Below are 20263 nucleotides of genomic sequence, written 5' to 3' on the forward strand. Positions count from 1 at the left end.
AAACGATGCTCGTACTGGGCCCGCAGTCCGCAAACCGGCACCGCCGCCGCGTGCAAGGATGCCTATATGGAACAGGTGCTGAGCCGGCGGGCGGCCTCGGACGCGATCAGCGACCAGGGATGGCGGTATTTGCTGGGCGCGCTCCGCACGTCGGTGCCCGTTGGCTCGCTGGCCGAGGCGGTCGAGGTGGTGGGGCGCGTGGTCGCGGAGTGCGGTGACGACGCGGATGGGCACCTGCGCGCTGATCTGCGGTCGGAACGGGTCGTTTTGACCCTCCAGTCGATGGATCAGGCGGCGCCCACCGCCCGCGACATCGACCTCGCGCATCGGATCTCCGCCACCGTGCGTAACCTCGGGCACCGGACCGAGCCTGAGATCGGTACGGGAGCACCGCGTTCGGTCCAGCTCGTGGAGATCGCTGTCGACGCGCTCGACATCGCGGCGGTGCGGCCGTTCTGGAAGGCCGTCCTGGGCTACGCGGACGAGGCGGGAGCCGACGGTCCCGAGGATCCGATCGTCGACCCGGTGGGGCAGGGTCCGGCGATGTGGTTCCAGCAGATGGATCGGCCACGCACGGACCGGAATCGCATCCACTTCGATGTCTGCGTCCCACACGACGAGGCACCCCGGCGGATCGAGGCCGCGCTGGCGGCCGGCGGCCGACTCGTGTCCGCGTCCCGCGCTCCCGCCTTCTGGATTCTCGCCGACATCGAGGGCAACGAGGCTTGCGTGACGACCTGGCAGGGCCGAGACGGCTCGTAGTTCGGGCTGACCGGCCAGTCTTAGACCCTGGTAAACAAGGTCTCGGCGCCACCAACCTCTGAATGCCTCACTTACCGGGGTCTGAGCGCTCGGCGTTTTCTGCGAAGACCTGGGCCGCGACCTGGTAGCCGTCGAACGCGCGTGCTACGCCAGCGTAGGCCGCGACCTGAAGAAAGACTTCGACGATCTCTTCGTTGGTGGCGCCGGCGTTGAGCGCGATGCGAAGCTGACCACGGAGGGGCTCCAGGACGCCAAGTGTCGCCGCGATGGTGACGGACACCAGTGCCCGCGTCCGTGTATCCAGGTGTTCGGTGCGCGGCCAGACGTCGCCAAATGCGTGCACCGTCGCGATCCGTTTGAAGTCTGCGCCGTTGGCTGGCTCACCAGGCGTGGCGCCAAGAAAACGCTCCAAGCGGAAGCCCAGCAGACGCTCAGCCGTGTCCAGCGCGGCGGCGTACCCCGAGTCTGCCGCCGCAGATGGCGGATGGTTCGTCGTCACGATGTTCACTCTTTCACCCACCAGGACGAAGCAGGCGAGATTCGGCGTTTCGAAGCCCCTTCTACACCAGGCTGTCAGCGGTCGGTGGCCAGGCGGGCGTGCAGGTGCTCGTCGTAGCGGCGGCCGTCGCCGTAGCGGTACGACTCGCGTAGCGTCCCCTCGGCGCGATAGCCGGCCCGGTCGGCGACCCGGCAGGACGCCGGGTTGGCGACGGCATGGCACAGCTCGATCCGGTGCAGCCGGAGGTCGTCGAACGCCCACGCGGTGAGCCGGGCGACGGCCCGCGTCGCGACACCGCGCCCGCGCGCCGCCGGCATCGTCCAGTACCCGATCGAGGCGTCGCCCTGCCGGATGTGGTGCAGCGACACCGAGCCGAGCAGTTCGCCGTCACCGGCGTCGGTCACCGCCAGCGAGGCGTGGTCACCGGCCGACCAGTCAGCCCGGCGACGTACCCAGAGCAGGGCCACCTGGTCGTCGATCGGGCCGTCGCCCTGCGGGTTCCACTGGGCGATGGCCGGGTCGCGCAGGGCGTCGAGCACCGCCGGGGCGTCCGCGTCCCGCCAGGGACGCAACAGCAGGTCGTCGGCGGCGAGCTCCACGTGTTCCACGAGGCCGGAGTCTGACACACTCCGCGCCGGTCCCGCTGCCGGCTTACCCACGACCTTCTTCAAAGCTGTACGAAGCGAGCCTGCAACCAGACAGACGTGACGCAGGCAACCCTGAACACCACTAGTTAAATTTTTAACTAGTGCTAGTGTCGTGGTCGTGACAGAGAGCCTGGACAGCACCCGAGCGGCCGCCTGGCGCGCCTACATCGAGGCCAGTCAGCGCCTGTTCACCCGGATGGAAGACGACCTGCGGGCCGACAGCGATCTCAGCTTCGCCGACTACCACGTGCTGGTCCTGCTCTCCGAAGCGCCGGGGCAACGGCTGCGGATGGGCGAGCTGGCCGGCCGGCTGGTCTTCTCCCCCAGCCGCCTCACGTACCAGATCTCCTCGATGCAGCGGCGCGGCCTGGTCAGCAAGGAGCCCTGCCCGGACGATCGGCGCGGCAGCGAAGCCGTGCTCACCGCCGCCGGGCTGCTCACCCTGACCGAGGCCGCACCCCACCACCTGGCGTCGGTGCGTACCCATCTGATGGACGACCTCGACGACGCCGAGGTCGCCTGCCTCACCCGGATCTTCGACCGGCTCGGCCGCCGCCTACGGGCGGCCGGGACCACGTCGGACACCCACGCCACACGCTAAGGAGCCCAGCGATGCCCGCGATCACCGTTGACAACGTCCTCGTTCTGCCCCGCCTGCCCAAGCTGCACAAGGCCACCACGGTCCGCAAGGTCCGCAAGGTGACCACCGCGCCCAGCGGCTTCGAGGGCGAGGGTTTCCCGGTCCGTCGGGCCTTCGCCGGGGTGTCGACGACCGATCTGGACCCGTTCATCCACCTCGACCAGATGGGCGAGGTGGACTATCTGCCCGGAGAGCCGAAGGGCACCCCGTGGCACCCGCACCGCGGCTTCGAGACCGTCACGTACATCATCGACGGCGTCTTCGACCACCAGGACTCGCAGGGCGGCGGCGGCACGATCACCGACGGCGACACCCAGTGGATGACGGCCGGCAGCGGCCTGCTGCACATCGAGGCCCCGCCGGAGCACCTGGTGATGAGCGGCGGCCTCTTCCACGGCACGCAGCTCTGGGTCAACCTGCCCCGCAAGGCCAAGATGAACCCACCCCAGTACCAGGACATCCGGGGCCGCGAGTCGGCGCTGCTCACCACCGAGGACGGCGGCGCGCTCGTCCGGGTCATCGCCGGTGAGATCGCCGGGCACAAGGGGCCGGGCTCCACGTTCACGCCGATCACCATCAGCCACGTCACCGTTCAGCCCGGCGCGCAGGTCGACCTGCCCTGGAACCCCAACTTCAACGCCCTGGTGTACGTCCTCGGCGGGCGCGGCACCGTCGGCGCCGAGCGCCGGCCGGTCCACACCGGCCAGCTCGCGGTGCACGGGCCGGGCAACGCGCTGCGCTTCAACGCGAACGCCACGCAGGACAGCAACACCCCGGCGCTCGACCTCTACATCATGGGCGGTCAGCCCATCCGCGAGCCGGTGGCGCAGTACGGCCCGTTCGTCATGAACACCCGCGACGAACTGCTCCAGGCCTTCGAGGACTTCAAGGCCGGCCGACTCGGCGTCATCCCCACCGAGCGCATCCCGCACACCAACGGCCAGGGCCCGCGTCCCTGACCCACGCGAAAGGCCCCCGGTTCGCGCCGGGGGCCTTTCGCGTTTGCTGGATACAGCCACCAGCGAGATCTTGGACCGTTTCCTGCGGCATGATCGACTCGACTTCGCCGATCTGGGGGTATCAACCGGCCTCAGATACCCCGACTTCGGCGATCTCGTGTGGATCACCGCCCGGACATGCCTCCGCAGGACGCCGCAGCACGCCACGTAGTCTTCGACAGTGGACACAACGGCCCTCACACCCCGCGTGCTGGTGATCGGGTTGGATCCGTATCGGGTGCCGGGACCGTGGGACCCCAAGCCGGTCGCGGACGGGATCGAGGCCGGGCGGGCCCGATTTGTCGAGCACAACGTGGGGGCGGAGTTCTGCCTGTTCGGCCTCGACGGCAGCGACGATGTGAAGGCGGTCGTCACCACTGCCCTTCGCGCCCGGCCGTGGGAATGCGTCGTCATTGGTGGCGGGGTTCGCAATCAGCCGGAACTGTTCGAGCTGGTGGTCAACCTGGTGCATCGCCATGCGCCCGAGGCGGCGATCGCATTCAACGCCACCCCGACGGACACATTCGACGCGGCCGCTCGCTGGGTTGAGGTGCCCGGCTGATCGCTGAAGAAGCCAGGACTTGGCCACCGGCGCTTTGGTGGAGCCCGCCAGTGAGGTGACGCCATGCCCGGCATATCGGGGCCGGACTGCTGCCAGACGGCGGTGACCGCGCCGGCTCGCGCCGCCACCATGCTCTGGGCTTCGTCCTCCGGCCCGGCGAGGTTGCGGGCGTACCCGAGGCGGCCGGCGGTGCTGCGGCCGGCCACGTCTGGGGAAGCGTTCAGATGCACGATCCCGGGTCTTCGGCCGAGCCGATGATCAAGTAGAGGGCCCGTCGTAGCTGTGCGACCTCGGCCGCCGGGATGGGCCGGACCGCGTCGGCCTCCCGGGCCTCGGTGCCGGCGGCGATGGCCGCCCGCACCGCGTCGCCCTTCGGGGTGATGGCGACGATGCGGGCCCGCCGGTCTCGCGGGTTGACGCGTCGTGAGACGAGTTCCATGCGCTCGAGCCGGTCGATCTCAGCGGTGAGAGTCGTCTTGTCCATCCCGAGGGCTTGCCCGAGTTCGACCTGGGTGAGATCGGCGCTCTTGTGCAGAGCGCTGAGGACGATGTGGTCGCGCAGCGTCAGTCCGTGGCGTTCTGCTTCCGCGCCGACGAGTGCGTGCATCCGCTGGGCCGCCCGGTGCAGCAGCCACGTGAGCTCGGAGTCGGGCCCCGGCCCCAGAGTGGGGCGCTGCGGTGCCTCGTCGTCGATCGTCGGACCGGGGCGGCTCGCGGGTGAGGCAGGCATGGTCACAGTGTCCCGGCCGGGAACCGGGACGGCAGGAGCGGGATGGTGTCGTAGGCGGCGACATCGTGTGCCGGAACGACCTGCAACACGCGGCTGAGGGCGATGCTGCGCCGCAGGCCGACCCGGACCGTCTTGGCGTCGACGTCGGCGACGCGGCGCAGCAACCACGGGCGCTCCGCACCACGGGAGATGCCGTCCATCTGCCAGGTGAGGTCGCCGATGAACGCATACCGCTTCCCGGCGGGCAGCGTGACGAACACGACGACGGAACCCGAGGTGTGCCCCGCGGCGAGGGCCACGATCACCGAGCCGTCTCCGTAGACGTCGAAGCTCGCCGGGAAGCCGAGATACTCCGGGCCGTCGAAGGCGTACTCCCGGATCTCCAGGCCTTGCGACACCGCGCGGAAGACCCTGCCGTGCGAGTCGTCGGCGCCGTAGCGGATCTCGGCCTCGTTGATCCACACCGGCACCCGCAGGGAGTCCAGGCCGCTGACGTGATCCCAGTGCACGTGCGTGACGAGCACGCCCAGCAGCCGGGACCGGTCATAGCCCGCCGCGTCGAGTTGCTGCGCCACGGTCCGGCCGAGCCGGTGGGGAGCACGCTCCACGCGCGCGAGCATCGTGATGTGCTCCGCCACGTGCTCGCCGAACCCGGCGTCGATGAGCAGGTCGCCCTTCGGGTGAGCGATAAGCACGGCGGTGGCCGCGAAATCCCGCTTGTCCCGGATGGACCCTCCGGTCACGGCGAACGCCGCTCGCGTCGTGTAGGTGCCGGTGGGCAGACGGTACAGCGCCAGGTCCGCTGGCGGAGTCGCCTCGGGCAGCGGGCCCGTCCAGTACGAGGAAGGTGAGATGACCACGCCCGAAACCGTACGACCCAGGAACATCCGAGTCAAGAACGTCCGAGCTAGGAGGACCCGCAGCGCCGTCCTACGAGACCGCGAAGATTCCCGCGACGCCCAGGATCACCATCACCAAGACCGCTACCAGCGCCCCCCGTTCGCTCTCCACCGCCGGCTCGCGGTACTCGTTCACGGGGTTCGTCGTTTCGCGGGGCATGGTGTGGCCTCCTTGGCTGTTGTCGCTGCTCGCGTGGCGTCATCCAGGTCACCGGTCGGGCGGCCTGGCATGCGGACCCGCGTCGGGGGTCCTACCGTGAGGACGTTGTCGACCTCCGGAGGGCTGGACGTGCCGTTGCAGGAGTGGTTCCTCACCGCGCAGGAACGCGCCAACCCGGTCTCTGGGTTACCCGTCTGGACCAGGGGAAACCTCGCCGAGCCGTTGATTCACGGCGCGGCGTACTTCGACCGGCTGGTCGAGGAGGTGGAGGCGTTGACCGCCGGTGACCACCTCTTCTTCACCGACTGGCGGGGTGACCCGGACCAGCGGCTGCGCCCGGACGGCCCCACCGTGGCGCAGCTCTTCGCCCAAGCCGCCCAGCGCGGCGTGGTGGTCAAGGGCCTGATCTGGCGCTCACACCTGGACGTGCTGGCCTACAGCGAGGCGGAGAACCGCAACCTCAGCGAGACGGTCTCGGCGGCCGGCGGTGAGGTGCTGCTGGACCAGCGGGTGCGCCGGGGCGGCTCGCACCACCAGAAGCTGGTGGTGCTGCGGCACGTCAACGCCCCGGAGCGGGACATCGCCTTCGCCGGTGGCATCGACCTGTGCCACAGTCGCCGCGACGACGCCGCGCACGGCGGCGACCCCCAGCCGGTGCAGATGTCCTCCCGGTACGGCCCGAACCCGCCCTGGCACGACGTGCAGCTCGCGGTGCGCGGGCCGGTGGTCGGCGCGCTGGACACCCTCTTCCGGGAGCGCTGGACCGACCCGATGCCGTTGGACTCGGAGAACCCGGTGGCGTACGCCCGGGACCGGCTGCGCGGCGCGGACCTGCGACCGGACCCGCTGCCCGACCAGCCCGCCGACCCGCCCGAGTGCGGGCCGCACCAGATCCAGGTGCTGCGCACCTACCCCGCCGTGCGGCCGCGCTACTCGTTCGCCCCGGACGGCGAGCGGACCGTTGCCCGGGGCTACACCAAGGCGGTACAGCGGGCCCGCCGCCTCATCTACCTGGAGGACCAGTACCTCTGGTCGACCGAGGTGGCGAACCTGTTCGCCCAGGCGCTGCGGGAGAACCCGGAGCTGCACCTGGTCGCCGTGGTGCCCCGGCACCCGGACGTGGACGGCCGGCTCGCCCTGCCGCCCAACATGGTCGGCCGCGAGCAGGCGCTGTCGCTGTGCGAGCGCGCCGCGCCCGATCGGGTGCACGTGTTCGACGTGGAGAACCACGCCGGCACCCCGGTCTACGTCCACGCGAAGGTCTGCGTGGTCGACGACGTGTGGGCCAGCGTCGGCAGCGACAACTTCAACCGCCGCTCCTGGACCCACGACAGCGAGCTGTCCTGCGCCGTACTCGACGACACGCGCGACGAGCGGACGCCCACCGACCCGGCGGGCCTCGGCGACGGGGCCCGCGCCTACGCCCGGGACCTGCGGCTGCGGCTCTGGCGCGAGCACCTGGACCGCGACCCCGACGGCGCCGACGACGCCGACCTGATCGACCCGGCCGACGCCGTCGCGGCCATCACGGCCGCGGCCGACGAACTGCAACGGTGGTACGACGGCGGCCAGGTCGGCGAGCGTCCGCCCGGCCGGCTGCGCCCGCACCGCCCGGAGCGGCTGCCCTGGTTCACGCGAGCCTGGGCGCTGCCGGTGTACCGGCTGGTCTACGACCCCGACGGCAGGCCGCTGCGCGCGAGGCTGGCCGGCACCTGGTGAGCCGGCCGGGCCGGCTCGGGCAGGCCAGCCCCGCCCGGGTGCACGCTGAGCCCTCCCGGGTAGGCGAACGACGAGCGCGGTGAGAAGTAGCCGAAGCCGATGATCAGCGGGTTGGCGGGGCGCAGCGCGTACATCGGGTGTCGGGGCTGCAGGAACTCCACCGACTCGATCTCGAACGGCGTGACCGGCTCGGCCACGTACGGGTAGACCGAGCTGAGCAGTTGACCGTCACGCTGGGTGAAGTAGCGGTGGTGCCCGCTGCTGATCACGTGCCCGGTCTGCCCGACCCGACACCGGGCGCGGATCAGCGGCACCCCGTCCGCCTCGGTCTCGGATTGCAGCGCCTCGCCGTTGAGCTTGATCGTGGTCAGGCCGGCCAGCACGGGAGCGCCGCGCGCGGTGGCGTACTCGCGGACGATTCGACTGGAGGCCACGTAGTGGGTCCACCAGCCGCCGGGGCTGAGCCCGCCGGGAGCGTCCACGCCGGCCAGCGAGACACCGATGTACGTCAGCGAGTAAGCGCCGAAGCCGGAGGTCTGCGTCTCGTCCTCGACGACGTACTGGTTGAGGAACACCTGTCGGTCGGCACGGGGGCACAGCCCGGTGGGCACCAGGGCGGCGACCGCGTCGGGGTCCGCCGGCAACCAGCTGAAGTAGAGGGTGTGGCTGTTCACGACGAGCTGGGGAGCGGTTGGATCTAGCACGGTGCCTCCGAACCGGGTGTCTACTCCGCGACGCTACGGCCGGTCCCGCCGACGGGACAACGACGGATAGTCGACACACCTGCCCGGTTGTCGGATTTCATGTTGACCGGTCGGTGGAGGCTCCTGGACCGACCGGTCGGACCCGCCGGGTTGATCGGACACCGCAGGATCGCCCCGAAAACGGGTAAGGGACTTCGCCACCTGCGCGATCGTCGCCGCTTATGGGCGTTTTGTGGGTCGACACACCTTAAGTACATCAACCTTTCGGCTAGCTTTCCGGGAGCCGATCAGGTTAAGGTGACTCCCGAACGGCCCAACTGAAGCTAAACCAAAGCGCCACCTTATTTTTGTCCGCGGACGAGGTGCAGGGAGGACCACCATGACCGCGTCAACGATCACCGAGCAGGCGAGCACCACGGTTACCGAGCAGAAGAGCACCACCAAGCTGGACCCGCGCGCACTCACCGACAGCGCCGCCGATCTCCTCAACGCGATGGCCGCGCTGCCCGCCAACCACCCGTCGCGCGCCGCCTTGCGGGACCGCGCGATCGAGGCCTGGCTGCCGCTGGCCAACCACCTGGCCCACCGCTACAGCGGGCGGGGCGAGCCGACCGACGACCTGGCGCAGACCGCCGCCGTCGGCCTGATCAAGGCCATCGACAAGTTCGACCCGTCGCGCGGCGTCGACTTCGCCGGTTACGCGATCCCCACCATCATCGGCGAGCTCAAGCGCCACTTCCGCGACCGCACCTGGGACATCCGGGTTCCCCGTCGTCTCCAGGAGCTGCGGCTCGCCATCTCCGACGCCAACAGCTCGCTGCTGCAGACCCTCGGCCGTTCGCCGACGGTCGCCGACATCGCCGCCCACCTCAAGATCACCGAGGAAGAGGTCCTGGAGGGCCTGGAAGGCGCCCGCGCGTACAACGCGGTGTCGCTGTCCACGCCGACCGGCGACGGTGACCGGGCCACCGAGCTGGGCGACATGCTCGGCGGCGAGGACAACGAGTTCGAGCTGGCCGAGCTGCGGGTCGCCCTCGGCCCGGCGCTCGCCACGCTCGACGAGCGGGAGCAGAAGATCCTGACCCTGCGGTTCTACGGCAACCTGACCCAGTCGCAGATCGCCGACCAGATCGGCGTCTCGCAGATGCACGTCTCCCGACTGCTCGCTCGGGCGCTGACCAAGCTGCGGGGCCAGCTCGACGGCACCTACTAGGGGCTTCACGATCGAGGGTCGGGTCAGCGTTGCCCCGGTCCTCGATCGTGTGAACACCGGCCGGGTCGCTTCCCTTCGGGGCGGCGACCCGGCCGTTCGCGTTGGTGGCGGGCCCGTCGAGCCCGCCGGGGCCCGGTGCGAGACTGGGCCGTGCTCTCCGACGTGACCCTGGACCTGCCGGTCCGTCCCACCCTGCCGGCGGTGCTCACCGCGCTCGACGCGGCCGGCGCGGCGGTTCTGGTCGCGCCGCCGGGCACCGGCAAGACCACCCTCGCGCCGCTGGCGGTGGCCGACCGGGTCGACGGCCGGGTGGTGATCGCCCAGCCCCGCCGGGTGGCGGCGCGCGCCGCGGCCCGGCGGATGGCCGACCTGCTGGGCGAGCGCGTCGGCGACCGGGTCGGTTACGCCGTACGCGGCGAGCGGCGGGTCTCCCCGGCCACCCGGATCGAGGTGGTCACCACCGGCCTGCTGGTCCGCCGGCTGCACCACGACCCGGAGTTGCCCGGCACGGGCGCGGTACTGCTCGACGAGTGCCACGAGCGGCAGCTCGACGCCGACCTGGCGCTCGCCTTCACGGTGGAGGCCCGGGCCACGCTCCGGCCCGACCTGTGGCTCCTCGCCATGTCCGCCACGCCGGACACCGACCGGTTCGCCGCGCTGCTCGGCGGGGCCACCCCCGCCCCGGTGGTCCGGGCCGAGTCGGCGCTGCACCCGGTGCGGCGGATCTGGACGCCGCCGCCCCGGCCCGTCGCGCCGCCCGGGGCCGGCCCGGTCGACCGCGCGCTGCTCGACCAGGTGGCCGCCACCGTCCGCCGGGCGCTGCGCGAGCAGGACGGCGACGTGCTGGTCTTCCTGCCCGGGGCCGGTGAGATCGCGTCGGTCGCCGGGCGGCTCGCCGACCTGCGGGACACCGTCGCGCTGCTGCCGTTGCACGGCCGTCAGCGCGGGGCCGAGCAGGACGCGGCGCTGCGCCCCCGGACCGACGACCGGCGTCGCGTGGTGCTGTCCACCGCGCTCGCCGAGACCAGCCTCACCGTGCCGGGCGTACGGACGGTGGTGGACGCCGGGCTGTCCCGGGTGCCCCGCATCGACCTGGCCCGGGGACTGGGCGCGTTGGTCACCGTGCCGGTCTCCCGGGCCGCCGCCACCCAGCGGGCCGGCCGGGCCGGCCGCGAGGCGCCCGGATGCGTCTACCGCTGCTGGTCGGAGGCCACCCACGAGCGGCTGCCCGCCCGGCCGGAGCCGGAGATCGCCACCGCCGACCTGACCGGGTTCGCGTTGGAGCTGGCCGCCTGGGGCAGCCCGGACGGCGTCGGACTCGCGCTGCCCGACGCGCCACCGGCCGCGGCAATGACCGTCGCCCGGGACACCCTCGAAACACTTGGCGCGGTCGACGCGACGGGTCGGATCACCGGGCGGGGACGGGCGATCGCCTCCGCCGGTGCGCACCCCCGGCTGGCCCGGGCGCTGCTCGACGCCGCCGACCGGATCGGCGGCGACCGGGCGGCCGAGGTGGTCGCCCTCCTCGCCGAGGAGAGCGCGGCCGGCCCCGGCGACGACCTGGTGGCCGGCTGGCGTCGGTTGCGCGCCGGCGTCGACGCGGGGGCCACCGCCCGCTGGCGGGCCGAGGTACGCCGCCTGCGCGCCGCCCTGCCCGCCGGCTCCCCCGACGGCGACCATGCCGGTTCTGGACGTGTCCGGGCAACCGCCGCGCCCGGCACCGCACCGCCGACCGGTAGCGCGTCACCGACCGGTGCCGCCGCGACTTCTCGGCCCGGCGTACCCGCTGACCGCGAGCGGCTGACCGATGACCTCGCCGCCGGGCTGGTCGTCGGTCTGGCGTACCCCGAGCGGTTGGCCCGGGTGCGGCGGCCGGGCGGATCGTCGTACCTCATGACGGGCGGGACCGCCGCGGAGCTGGCGGCGGGGTCGGGCCTGGCCGGCGCCGACTGGCTGGCGGTGGCGGTCGCGGACCGCCGCCCCGGCGCGCCCTCGGCGCGGATCCGCCGCGCCACCGGCCTGGACGAGGCGACCGCCCGGGAGGCGGCGGGCCCCCTGCTGTCCACGCGCCGGGAGGTCGGCTGGTCCGACGGGGACGTGGTGGCCCGGGAGGTGACCCGACTGGGCGCGATCGAACTGGTGGCGCGGCGGCTGGACCGTCCGGACCGGGCGGAGATCACGGCGGCGCTGCTCACCGGCCTGCGTCAGGAGGGCTTGGGGTTGCTGCCGTGGACCCCGGCGGCGCGGGGGCTGCGCGAGCGGATGGCGTTCTGCCGGCTGCACCTCGACGCCGAGTGGCCCGACGTCGACGACGAGGCGCTGCTCGCCGCCGCCCCGACCTGGCTGGGGCCGGAGCTGGCCGCCGGCCGGCGGCGGGCCGACCTGAGCCGGGTCGACGTGACCTCGGCCCTGCGTCGGCTGCTGCCCTGGGCGCAGGCCGCGCGCCTGGACGAGTTCGCGCCCGAGCGCATCGAGGTGCCCAGCGGCTCACGTATCCGCGTCGACTACGCCGACCCGGCCGCGCCGGTGCTCGCGGTCAAGCTCCAGGAGACGTTCGGCTGGCCGGCGGCCCCACGCATCGCCGGTGGCCGGGTGCCGGTGCTGCTGCACCTGCTCTCCCCCGCCGGCCGGCCGGTGGCGGTCACCGCGGACCTCGCGTCGTTCTGGCGTACCGGCTATCCGCAGGTCCGCGCCGAGCTACGCGGTCGCTATCCGCGTCATCCGTGGCCCGAGGACCCGGACACGGCGACGCCCACCCGCCGGGCCGCGCCGCGACGACGCTGAGCAGGGGTTACTCCTCCACGACGTCGGCCACCACGACGGTGACATTGTCCGGAGCGCCCGCGTGCAGCGCCAGGTCGATCAGCTTGCCGGCGCAGGCGGACCGGTCGGGGTAGGCGGCGAGCACCTCGGCCAGGGTGTCCGGGCGGACGACGTTGGAGAGGCCGTCGCTGCACAGCAGCCACCGGTCGCCGGACCGAGGCACCATCGTCGCGTACGACGGGGAGACGTCCTCGCCCTGCAACGCCTGGGTCACGACGGCCCGGCGCGGATGGCTGCTGGCCTGGTCCGGGGTGATCACGCCCTGGTCGACGAGCATCTGCACGAAGGTGTCGTCGCGGGTGATCTGCTTGAGCACACCCTCGCGGAACAGGTAGGCCCGCGAGTCACCGACGTGGGCGAGGGCCAGGCAGCTACCGGTACGGGCGAAGAGCAGGGCGGTCAACGTGGTGCCCATGCCCTGGCGCTCGGGGTCGTCGGCGACCGCCTGCCGGATGCGGGCGGTGGCCAGCGCGATGCCGTCCTGGAGGGCGGCCACCAGGGCATCCTCGGGTGTCTCCACGTCCAGCGGGGCGACCGCGTCGATGGTGAGCGAGCTGGCGAGGTCACCGGCGGCCATCCCGCCCATGCCGTCGGCGACCGCGACGAGCCAGGTGCCGGCGTGCAGGGCGTCCTGGTTTCCGCTGCGGATCAGCCCACGGTCGCTCGTTCCCACGGAGCGCAGCTTCAGGGTCATGGGAGGCAGCCTGCCAGGCGAAGGGCGCAGTTGTCTCTAGGAGATCAGGACGACGGCGCGTGGCGCGGCCAATCTCACGTCTCGCGTCCGACCGCAGCGCGCGTCTCCGCCCTTGTCGGACGGCAGATCCCATCCAGTCGAATCAATTGACAGGACGATCCACCACTGGAAACATCGAGCTTCGACCTGGGAGCGCTCCCAGGTCGCCACCGCCACCTGCCTCACCTCCCGTCCCGGAAGGACTACCCCGTGACGCCATCCAAACGTCGCCTCCTCCTGGCCGCGGCGACCGCCCTGGCCCTCACCGGCGCGGGCGCCGGAGCGGCCTACGCCGCCCCTCCACCGGACGCCCCCGAGCAGATCGACAACGGGGACTTCAGCGCGGGCGTGAGCCCGTGGTTCTCCTACGGCACCGACTCACTCGGGGTCACCGACGGCCAGCTCTGCGCCGCCGTCCCCGGTGGACTCGCCAACCCGTGGGACGCCGGCATCGGTCAGGACGGCGTGCCGCTGATCGCGGGCGCCGAGTACACGCTCGGCTTCGACATCACCGCCACCCCCGGCACCGCCGTCAAGGCCGTGCTCCAGCTCGGCAGCGCCCCGTACACCACGTACGCGGCCGTGGACGCCGCCGCCACCGGCACCGTCCAGCGCGTCGAGTCGACCTTCACCGTCCCGGACGACAACCAGAACGCCCAGCTCATCTTCCAGGTCGGTGGCAGCGCGCAGGCGCAGACCATCTGCCTCGACGACGTGTCGCTGCGCGGCGGCGAACCCCCCGCGCCGTACGAGCCGGACACCGGGCCCCGCGTCCGCGTCAACCAGGCCGGCTACCTGCCCGGCGGGCCGAAGAACGCCACGGTGGTCACCGAGGCGACCACGCCGCTGCCCTGGCAGCTCCACTCGGCCGCCGGGGCCGTCCTGGCCAGCGGCACCACCACCACGCGTGGCGTGGACGCCGCCTCCGGGCAGAACGTGCAGACCGTCGACTTCTCCAGCTACCGCACCCCGGGCGCGGGGCTGACGCTCACCGTCGACGGCGAGACCAGTCACCCGTTCGACATCTCCGGCACCCTCTACAACCAACTGCGCTCCGACTCGATGCAGTTCTTCTACGCCCAGCGCAGCGGCATCGCCATCGACGGTGACCTGATCGGCGACGAGTACGCCCGCCCGGCCGGCCACCTCGGCGTCGCCCCCAACCAGGGCGACACCAGCGTGCCCTGCCAGCCGGGCGTCTGCGACTACTCCCTCGACGTGCGCGGCGGCTGGTACGACGCCGGCGACCACGGCAAGTACGTGGTCAACGGCGGCATCGCCACCTACCAGCTCCTCAACACCTTCGAGCGGACCAAGACGGCCGCCACCGCCAACGGCGGCGCCGGACTGGCCGACAGCACCCTGCGGGTGCCCGAGCGCGGCAACGGCGTCCCGGACATCCTCGACGAGGCCCGCTGGGAGCTGGAGTTCCTGCTGCGCATGCAGGTGCCGGCCGGCAAGCCGCTCGCCGGCATGGTCCACCACAAGATCCACGACAAGAACTGGACCGGCCTGCCGCTCGCCCCGCAGGACGACCCGCAGCCGCGCGAGCTGCACCCGCCGTCGACCGCCGCCACCCTCAACATGGCCGCGACCGCCGCCCAGTGCGCGCGACTCTTCGCCCCGTACGACGCGGCGTTCGCGTCCCGCTGCGGCACCGCCGCGAAGACGGCCTACGCCGCCGCGAAGGCACACCCCGCCGTGTACGCCAGCCCGACCGACGGCACCGGCGGCGGCGCGTACGACGACTCGAACGTCACCGACGAGTTCTACTGGGCGGCGGTCGAGCTGTACCTCACCACCGGCTCGCAGACCTACCTGACCGACCTGACCGCGTCGCCGCACCACACCGGCAACGTGTTCGAGCCGCGTGGCTTCGGCTGGCAGAGCGTCGCCGCGCTGGGTCGCCTCGATCTGGCCACCGTGCCGAACGGGCTGCCCGCCGCCGACCTGACCCGGGTTCGCGCCTCGGTCACCGCCGCCGCCGACGCGTACCTCGCCGAGCTGCGCCGGCAGGCGTACGGGCTGCCGATGCCCGGGGACGCCGACAGCTACTTCTGGGGCGCGAACAGCAGCATCATCAACAACGCGATCGTCCTGGCCACCGCCTTCGACCTGACCCGCGACGCCCGTTACCGCGACGGCGCCGTGCAGGCGATGGACTACATCCTGGGCCGCAACGCCCTGAACATCTCGTACGTCACCGGCTGGGGCGAGCACGCCGCGCAGAACCAGCACAGCCGGATCTTCGGCCACCAGCTCGACGCCAACCTGCCCCGTCCGCCCGCCGGCTCCCTCGCCGGTGGCGCGAACGCGGCGTTGCAGGACCCGTTTGTGGCGCAGTTGCTCGCCGGCTGCAAGCCGATGTTCTGCTACGTCGACGACATCAACTCGTACTCCACGAACGAGGTGGCGATCAACTGGAACTCGGCGCTGGCCTGGATCTCCTCGTTCCTGGCCGACCAGGGCGAGGCGGGCGCCGTACCGGCCGTCACCTGCTCGGTGAGCTACGCCAACTACGGCGCTTGGCAGGGCAACACCGGGTTCACCGCGCAGTTGACCATCCGCAACACCGGGTCCACGGCCGTCAACGGCTGGACCACCCGGTTCGCGTTCACGGGTGACCAGCGCGTCCGGGAGGCCTGGCTGGCGAAGGTCACCCAGTCCGGCGCGACGGTCACCGCGAAGAACGAGTCGTACAACGCCAAGATCGTCCCCGGTGGCACGGCGACGTTCGGCTTCAACGCGACGACCAACGGCGGCGCCAACCCCAACCCGGGGCTGGTCACCGTCAACGGGAACGCCTGCTCGCTGTCCTGAGCGCGACCCCTGGTGGCCGCCCTTCCCCCCCCCCCCCCCGGGGGCGGCCACCAGGACCACCCGTCCGCCATCACGAATCCAGCACCAGGCGGAAGGCGCGCTCGCCGATGCCGCGCATCAGCGGGTTGTCCTGCGAGTGCGTCAGGAACACCAGGGACAGGGCCAGCGCCCAGCCGCGCGCCCTCTCCCAGGTCGCGTCGTCCGCGCGGCCGTACTCCCGTCGAAGAGCAGCACGCTGCTCAGCCGTGAACAGCATCCAGGCCACGGACAAGTCGGTCGCGGGATCGCCCGAGGTGATGTCGCCGAAGTCGATCACGGCGCTGAGCCGGCCCCGGTCGACGAGGATGTTGGCGGGATGCAGGTCCCCGTGCAGCCACAGCGGTGGACCACCCCACGCGGGTGCGGCGACGGCCACCTCCCAGATCCCCAGCGCGGCGGCACGATCGGCCGGATCGACATGCGCGAGCCCGTTCAGGACCCCCGGGGCGCGGCCGACCAGAGGAATTCCACGCAACGGGTTGACGGGCGCCTCCGGCGGAGCCGGCGTGTGCAGTGCGTTCAGGAAACCGCCGAGCGTCAGCGCCGCCGACCAGGGGTCGTCGGGCTGCGACAACGCCACGATCCGGCCCGGAAAGAACGGCACGACACTCCATGACCAGGGGTACCGGGTCGTCGGCTGCCCGACCCGCACCGGCGCTGGCACCGGCAACGGCAGGCGGCCGGCCAGCTCCGGCAGCCAGCGCTGCTCGTGCGCGATGAGCTCGGCGGCCACGGCACGGCGCGGCAACCGGACCAGCAACTCCGCACCAAGACGACACACGAGGTTGTCCCAGCCGTTGGCGAGGATCTCGATCGGCAGGTCCGCCAGATCGGGGTGCTGCTGGTCGAGCAGACCGCGCACCAGTTCGACAGAGACGGGAATCTCCGCGGCGGGCATCCGCTTGACGGTCACCGCAAAACCCTACGGCCGCGCCCCGGTGGGCGTGCGCCGAGCGGCGCGAGGCGGGTGCCTGATCCGCTCGACCTGGCATGCTCGGCTTGTTGTTCTCGGCCTGCTGTTTCCGGCTTGGTGTGCATGGCTCGGTGTGCGCGGCTCGGTGTGCGCGGCTCGGTGTGCGCGGCTCGGTGTGCGCGGCTCGGTGTGCCCGGCTAGTCGGCTCGGCTGTCGGGCGCGGCTAGTCGGCTCGGCTGTTGTGTGCGGCGATCAGGGCCGGCAGCTCGTGCAGCGAGTCGATGCGGAACAGGCACCGGTCGGCCACGGCTGGCATGTCGAGGATGTGCCCCCACGGGGAGCGCCGGATCAGGCACGTCTTCATACCGGCCTCCTGAGCCGGACGGGCGTCGTTGTCGGGCCGGTCGCCGACGTACAGGATCGAGGCCGGATCGCCGCCGCCTTCGGCCACCACCCGGTCGAAGAAGGCCGGCGCCGGCTTCGCCACGCCCCAGGAGTGCGACGTGCCGATCACGTCCACCTCGAGGTCGAGAGAGCGAAGGGTCGCCTCGGCATGGGCCGGCTGGTTACCGGCCAGGCCCACCAGCAGACCCTGATCGCGCAGGGCGGCGAGGCACCCTTGCGCGTCCGGATAGAGATCCTCCGCGCCGAACGTCTCCGGCTGCCCGGCGGCGGCTCGACGGGCAAGCTCGACCTCCAGGTCGAAGTCGGGCCGGAAGGTCCGGAACGTCTCCCGGTAGTCCAGGCCCCTCGCGACGACCGCGCCGAAGACGGCAGACAACGTGTGCCGCGGGACGCCGAACCAGTCCGCCCAGGCCGCGAACTCGCGGGACTCGTCGAGAATCACCCCGCCCACATCGAAGAAGACCGCCTTGATCAACCCATCTCTCCCGTCCCGCTGCGATCATCGATGATCATAGGCGCATTCGACGCACGACCCAGCCCTGGATTGTCGTACACCTGTTCTAATCTCGGTCCATGGTGGAAGGGTTGGCGCGGGCGGAGGCGGCGGTTGCCGACTGCCTCGACGCGGCGGTGTGGACCCTCCCCGAGCACGATCTCGTCGCGGCCCTCGACGCCGCGCACCGGCTCGCGCAACGCTTGGCGGCCGTGCAACTGGCGCTGGTGCGTGAGGTGGACGGCCGCGGCACGCCCCGGGCGCAGGGCACGTCGTCGACGGCAGTGTGGTTGCGGGACCGGCTGCGGCTCGACGGTTCCACCGCGCGCCGACTGGTCAATGTCGCTGGGGCGCTCGATGCCGGAGCGCCCGGGGTGCGCGCCGCGCTGGCCAACGGAGACATCACTGTCGAGCAGGCGCGGGTCATCGGCGAGACCGTCCTGACGGTGCACACGGCCGCTGACGCCGAGACGGCCGACAAGGCGGTCGGCGTCCTCATCGAGTGGGCCGGCAAGTTCGAGCCGACCGTGCTGCGCAAGCTGGGCACCCGGGTCCTCGACCAGGTCGCCCCGGAGCTTGCCGAAGCTGCCGCCAGGGCAGCCCTGGAGGCCGAGGCGCGCCGGGCCGACCGCGGCAGGCCGTGGTGACAAGTGCTCTCGGGCTGCTGGTGTGACCAGCCTCGCGTCGTCCGGGACTGCCGACTCCGCAGGTCCTGCCTAACGTCGCCACCATGACGGTCATCGGCGACACCGGCGTCGCGCCGTCACCACCGGCGGGGCGACTGCGCACTCTCGCGCTCGCGACCCTGGCGAACTCGGTCGGCGCGGGCCTGTGGCTGACCGGGGCGGCTCTCTATCTCACCCGGGATGTGGGGCTGTCCCCCGTCCAGGTGGGTGCCGGGCTCAGCGTCGCCGGACTGGTCGGGCTGACCGCCAGCGTGCCGCTCGGCGCCCTGGCGGATCGGCGCGACCCGCGCACGCTGCGAGCCGCGCTGCAGGTCCTCCAGGCGGCGGTGGGGGCGACGTACCTGCTGGTCGACTCGTTCACGGTCTTCCTGGCCGTCGCGGTGCTCGAACTGCTGTTGGCCTCGGGCAACCTCGCGGTCCGCGCCGCGTTGGTCGCGGCCGTCGCTGGTCCGCAGCGGCGGGTACACGCCTTCGCCACGCTGCGCGCCGTGGCGAACCTGGGCATCGCCGTCGGGGCCGGGCTGGCCGGGTTCGCGTTGGCCGTCGACACGCACCGGGCGTACCAACTGTTGGTGGTCGGCAACGCGGTCACCTACCTGGTGTCGGCGGCGCTGTTGCTGCGACTGCCGGCCTACCCGCCGATGCCACGTGTCGCGACCGGTGCTGTCCTGGGCCGGGGAGGAGCGCTGCGCGACGGCCGGTTCCTCGTGGTGAGCGGCGCGTCGGCGCTGCTCGCTATGCACCAGACAGTTCTCACGCTCGTCGTGCCACTGTGGGCGGTGACCGTGGCCGGAGCGCCGCCGCCCGTCGTGTCGGCGGTGCTGCTGACCAACACGCTGCTGACCGTCGTGCTGGCGGTGCGGCTGAGCCGGGGCGCGGACACCGCCGTCCCCGCGGCGGCGACGATGCGCCGCGCCGGCCTGGTACTGGCGTCCGCGATGCTGCTGTACGCCACCACGGTCGCCCTGCCCACCACGGCGGCGGTCGCACTCCTCCTGCTCGCCACGGCCGTCTACACCGCCGGAGACCTGTGGCACGCCGCTGCGGGAGCCGGGCTGGCCTACGATCTCGCCCCATCGGGAGCCGTCGGCGCGTACCAGGGGGTGGACGGGATGCTCGCCGGCCTGGCCCGAGCCGTCGCCCCGGCCCTGCTGACCCTGGTCATCATCGACGGCGGGGCGGCCGGCTGGCTGGCCGTCGCCGGGCTGTTCGCCGTGACGGGTCTGATCATCCCGGCGCTGACCCGGTGGGCGCTGAACACCCGCCGGGTGTAGCAGGATGCCGGGCATGAACGATCAGTCGATCACCATCCGCCCCGGCGGCCCCGACGACGCCCCGGCCGTGCTGCGGCTGCTCGACGTGGCCACCGCCTGGCTGGTGGAGCGCGGCCGGACCGGGCAGTGGGGCACGCGGCAGCCCTCCACCGATCCCGGCCAGATCGCCCGGGCCGATCAGTGGGCCACGAGTGGCGGCCTGCACCTGGCGATGCGGGGCAACCGTGTCGTCGGCGCGCTGGTGGTGGGTGACGCCACCGAACACGTGCCCCCGGCCACCGAGCCGGAGCTGTACGTCCGGCTGCTGGTCACCGACCGGGCGCACGCCGGGCTGAGGATCGGGGCCCGACTGCTGGAGCACGCCGCCGAGGTGGCGCGGGCACGCGGGCTGGGATTGTTGCGGGTGGACTGCTATGGCGGCGACGACCGGGCACTCGTCCGGTTCTACGAGGGCTGCGGCTTCACCCCGACCGAACCGTTCACCGTGGTCCGGTCGGGGCGTGAGCCGTGGCCGGGGCAGTTGCTCGTGCGCCGGCTCGACTGA

General features: G+C 72.2%; 20 protein-coding genes. 11 read left to right on the forward strand and 9 right to left on the reverse strand.

The features are described from left to right. Positions 1 to 66 precede the first annotated feature (66 nt). A complete protein-coding gene (locus tag AB0I89_RS04060) occupies positions 67 to 762 on the forward strand; it encodes a VOC family protein (RefSeq protein WP_357119804.1) in 696 nt (231 codons plus the stop codon). Positions 763 to 829: 67 nt separating this feature from the next. On the opposite strand, the gene AB0I89_RS04065 is transcribed toward AB0I89_RS04060, so the two are convergent. Together AB0I89_RS04065 and AB0I89_RS04070 are read right to left on the reverse strand one after the other, a co-directional pair. Further along, the gene (locus tag AB0I89_RS04065; RefSeq protein WP_357119807.1) at positions 830 to 1270 is read right to left on the reverse strand and encodes a carboxymuconolactone decarboxylase family protein; all 441 of its coding nucleotides are present in this window, start codon (positions 1268 to 1270) and stop codon (positions 830 to 832) included. Positions 1271 to 1335: 65 nt separating this feature from the next. Further along, on the reverse strand, positions 1336 to 1869 hold the full coding sequence (locus AB0I89_RS04070; RefSeq protein WP_357119810.1) for a GNAT family protein: 534 nt from the start codon (positions 1867 to 1869) through the stop codon (positions 1336 to 1338). Between the two features lie 157 nt (positions 1870 to 2026). On the opposite strand from AB0I89_RS04070, the gene AB0I89_RS04075 reads away from it, so the two are divergent. The 3 genes from AB0I89_RS04075 to AB0I89_RS04085 all read left to right on the forward strand — a co-directional run bounded on the left by AB0I89_RS04075 (position 2027) and on the right by AB0I89_RS04085 (position 4108). Next, positions 2027 to 2509 (forward strand): MarR family transcriptional regulator, encoded by a 483-nt coding sequence (locus AB0I89_RS04075; protein ID WP_357119813.1) that lies wholly within the window; start codon positions 2027 to 2029, stop codon positions 2507 to 2509. 11 nt (positions 2510 to 2520) lie between these two features. Then, a complete protein-coding gene (locus tag AB0I89_RS04080; RefSeq protein WP_357119816.1) occupies positions 2521 to 3507 on the forward strand; it encodes a pirin family protein in 987 nt (328 codons plus the stop codon). Between the two features lie 220 nt (positions 3508 to 3727). Continuing rightward, entirely contained in the window at positions 3728 to 4108 is a 381-nt protein-coding gene (locus AB0I89_RS04085) for a hypothetical protein (RefSeq protein ID WP_357119819.1), read from the forward strand. Between the two features lie 220 nt (positions 4109 to 4328). On the opposite strand, the gene AB0I89_RS04090 is transcribed toward AB0I89_RS04085, so the two are convergent. The 3 genes from AB0I89_RS04090 to AB0I89_RS04100 all read right to left on the reverse strand — a co-directional run bounded on the left by AB0I89_RS04090 (position 4329) and on the right by AB0I89_RS04100 (position 5897). Beyond that, entirely contained in the window at positions 4329 to 4838 is a 510-nt protein-coding gene (locus AB0I89_RS04090) for a MarR family winged helix-turn-helix transcriptional regulator (protein ID WP_357119822.1), read from the reverse strand. A gap of 2 nt (positions 4839 to 4840) precedes the next feature. After that, positions 4841 to 5698, reverse strand: a complete 858-nt coding sequence (locus AB0I89_RS04095; RefSeq protein WP_357119825.1) for an MBL fold metallo-hydrolase — start codon at positions 5696 to 5698, stop codon at positions 4841 to 4843. A gap of 70 nt (positions 5699 to 5768) precedes the next feature. Next, the gene (locus AB0I89_RS04100; RefSeq protein WP_355050233.1) at positions 5769 to 5897 is read right to left on the reverse strand and encodes a hypothetical protein; all 129 of its coding nucleotides are present in this window, start codon (positions 5895 to 5897) and stop codon (positions 5769 to 5771) included. A gap of 129 nt (positions 5898 to 6026) precedes the next feature. Here AB0I89_RS04100 and AB0I89_RS04105 point away from each other — a divergent pair, with 129 nt between their 5' ends. Beyond that, the gene (locus AB0I89_RS04105; RefSeq protein ID WP_357120765.1) at positions 6027 to 7616 is read left to right on the forward strand and encodes a phospholipase D-like domain-containing protein; all 1590 of its coding nucleotides are present in this window, start codon (positions 6027 to 6029) and stop codon (positions 7614 to 7616) included. Here the strand turns inward: AB0I89_RS04105 and AB0I89_RS04110 are convergent. Beyond that, on the reverse strand, positions 7565 to 8320 hold the full coding sequence (locus AB0I89_RS04110; RefSeq protein WP_357119828.1) for a hypothetical protein: 756 nt from the start codon (positions 8318 to 8320) through the stop codon (positions 7565 to 7567). The two genes, AB0I89_RS04105 and AB0I89_RS04110, sit on opposite strands and share 52 nt — an antisense overlap. Before the next feature lie 379 nt (positions 8321 to 8699). Between AB0I89_RS04110 and AB0I89_RS04115 the strand changes: the two genes are divergently transcribed. Together AB0I89_RS04115 and AB0I89_RS04120 are read left to right on the forward strand one after the other, a co-directional pair. Next, positions 8700 to 9533, forward strand: a complete 834-nt coding sequence (locus AB0I89_RS04115; RefSeq protein WP_357119831.1) for a SigB/SigF/SigG family RNA polymerase sigma factor — start codon at positions 8700 to 8702, stop codon at positions 9531 to 9533. Positions 9534 to 9683: 150 nt separating this feature from the next. Then, a complete protein-coding gene (locus tag AB0I89_RS04120; RefSeq protein ID WP_357120768.1) occupies positions 9684 to 12317 on the forward strand; it encodes an ATP-dependent helicase C-terminal domain-containing protein in 2634 nt (877 codons plus the stop codon). A 7-nt stretch (positions 12318 to 12324) separates the two neighbouring features. Here the strand turns inward: AB0I89_RS04120 and AB0I89_RS04125 are convergent, their stop codons facing one another. Continuing rightward, positions 12325 to 13050 carry a protein phosphatase 2C domain-containing protein gene (locus AB0I89_RS04125; protein ID WP_357119833.1) on the reverse strand — a complete coding sequence of 242 codons (726 nt, stop codon included), beginning with the start codon at positions 13048 to 13050 and terminating at the stop codon, positions 12325 to 12327. Positions 13051 to 13299: 249 nt separating this feature from the next. Here AB0I89_RS04125 and AB0I89_RS04130 point away from each other — a divergent pair, with 249 nt between their 5' ends. Next, the gene (locus AB0I89_RS04130; RefSeq protein ID WP_357119836.1) at positions 13300 to 15909 is read left to right on the forward strand and encodes a glycoside hydrolase family 9 protein; all 2610 of its coding nucleotides are present in this window, start codon (positions 13300 to 13302) and stop codon (positions 15907 to 15909) included. 70 nt (positions 15910 to 15979) lie between these two features. Here the strand turns inward: AB0I89_RS04130 and AB0I89_RS04135 are convergent, their stop codons facing one another. Next, positions 15980 to 16861, reverse strand: a complete 882-nt coding sequence (locus AB0I89_RS04135; RefSeq protein ID WP_357119839.1) for an aminoglycoside phosphotransferase family protein — start codon at positions 16859 to 16861, stop codon at positions 15980 to 15982. A 223-nt stretch (positions 16862 to 17084) separates the two neighbouring features. After that, positions 17085 to 17741: an HAD family hydrolase gene (locus AB0I89_RS04140; RefSeq protein WP_357119842.1), complete on the reverse strand. Its 657-nt coding sequence runs from the start codon at positions 17739 to 17741 to the stop codon at positions 17085 to 17087. A 98-nt stretch (positions 17742 to 17839) separates the two neighbouring features. Between AB0I89_RS04140 and AB0I89_RS04145 the strand changes: the two genes are divergently transcribed. The 3 genes from AB0I89_RS04145 to AB0I89_RS04155 all read left to right on the forward strand — a co-directional run bounded on the left by AB0I89_RS04145 (position 17840) and on the right by AB0I89_RS04155 (position 20263). Further along, complete coding sequence (locus AB0I89_RS04145; RefSeq protein WP_357119845.1) at positions 17840 to 18406, forward strand: DUF222 domain-containing protein; 567 nt, start codon at positions 17840 to 17842, stop codon at positions 18404 to 18406. Between the two features lie 83 nt (positions 18407 to 18489). Then, positions 18490 to 19719: an MFS transporter gene (locus tag AB0I89_RS04150; protein ID WP_357119848.1), complete on the forward strand. Its 1230-nt coding sequence runs from the start codon at positions 18490 to 18492 to the stop codon at positions 19717 to 19719. Positions 19720 to 19732: 13 nt separating this feature from the next. Then, the gene (locus AB0I89_RS04155; RefSeq protein ID WP_357119851.1) at positions 19733 to 20263 is read left to right on the forward strand and encodes a GNAT family N-acetyltransferase; all 531 of its coding nucleotides are present in this window, start codon (positions 19733 to 19735) and stop codon (positions 20261 to 20263) included.

The organism is Micromonospora sp. NPDC049801 (assembly GCF_040656575.1).
GTDB lineage: Bacteria > Actinomycetota > Actinomycetes > Mycobacteriales > Micromonosporaceae > Micromonospora.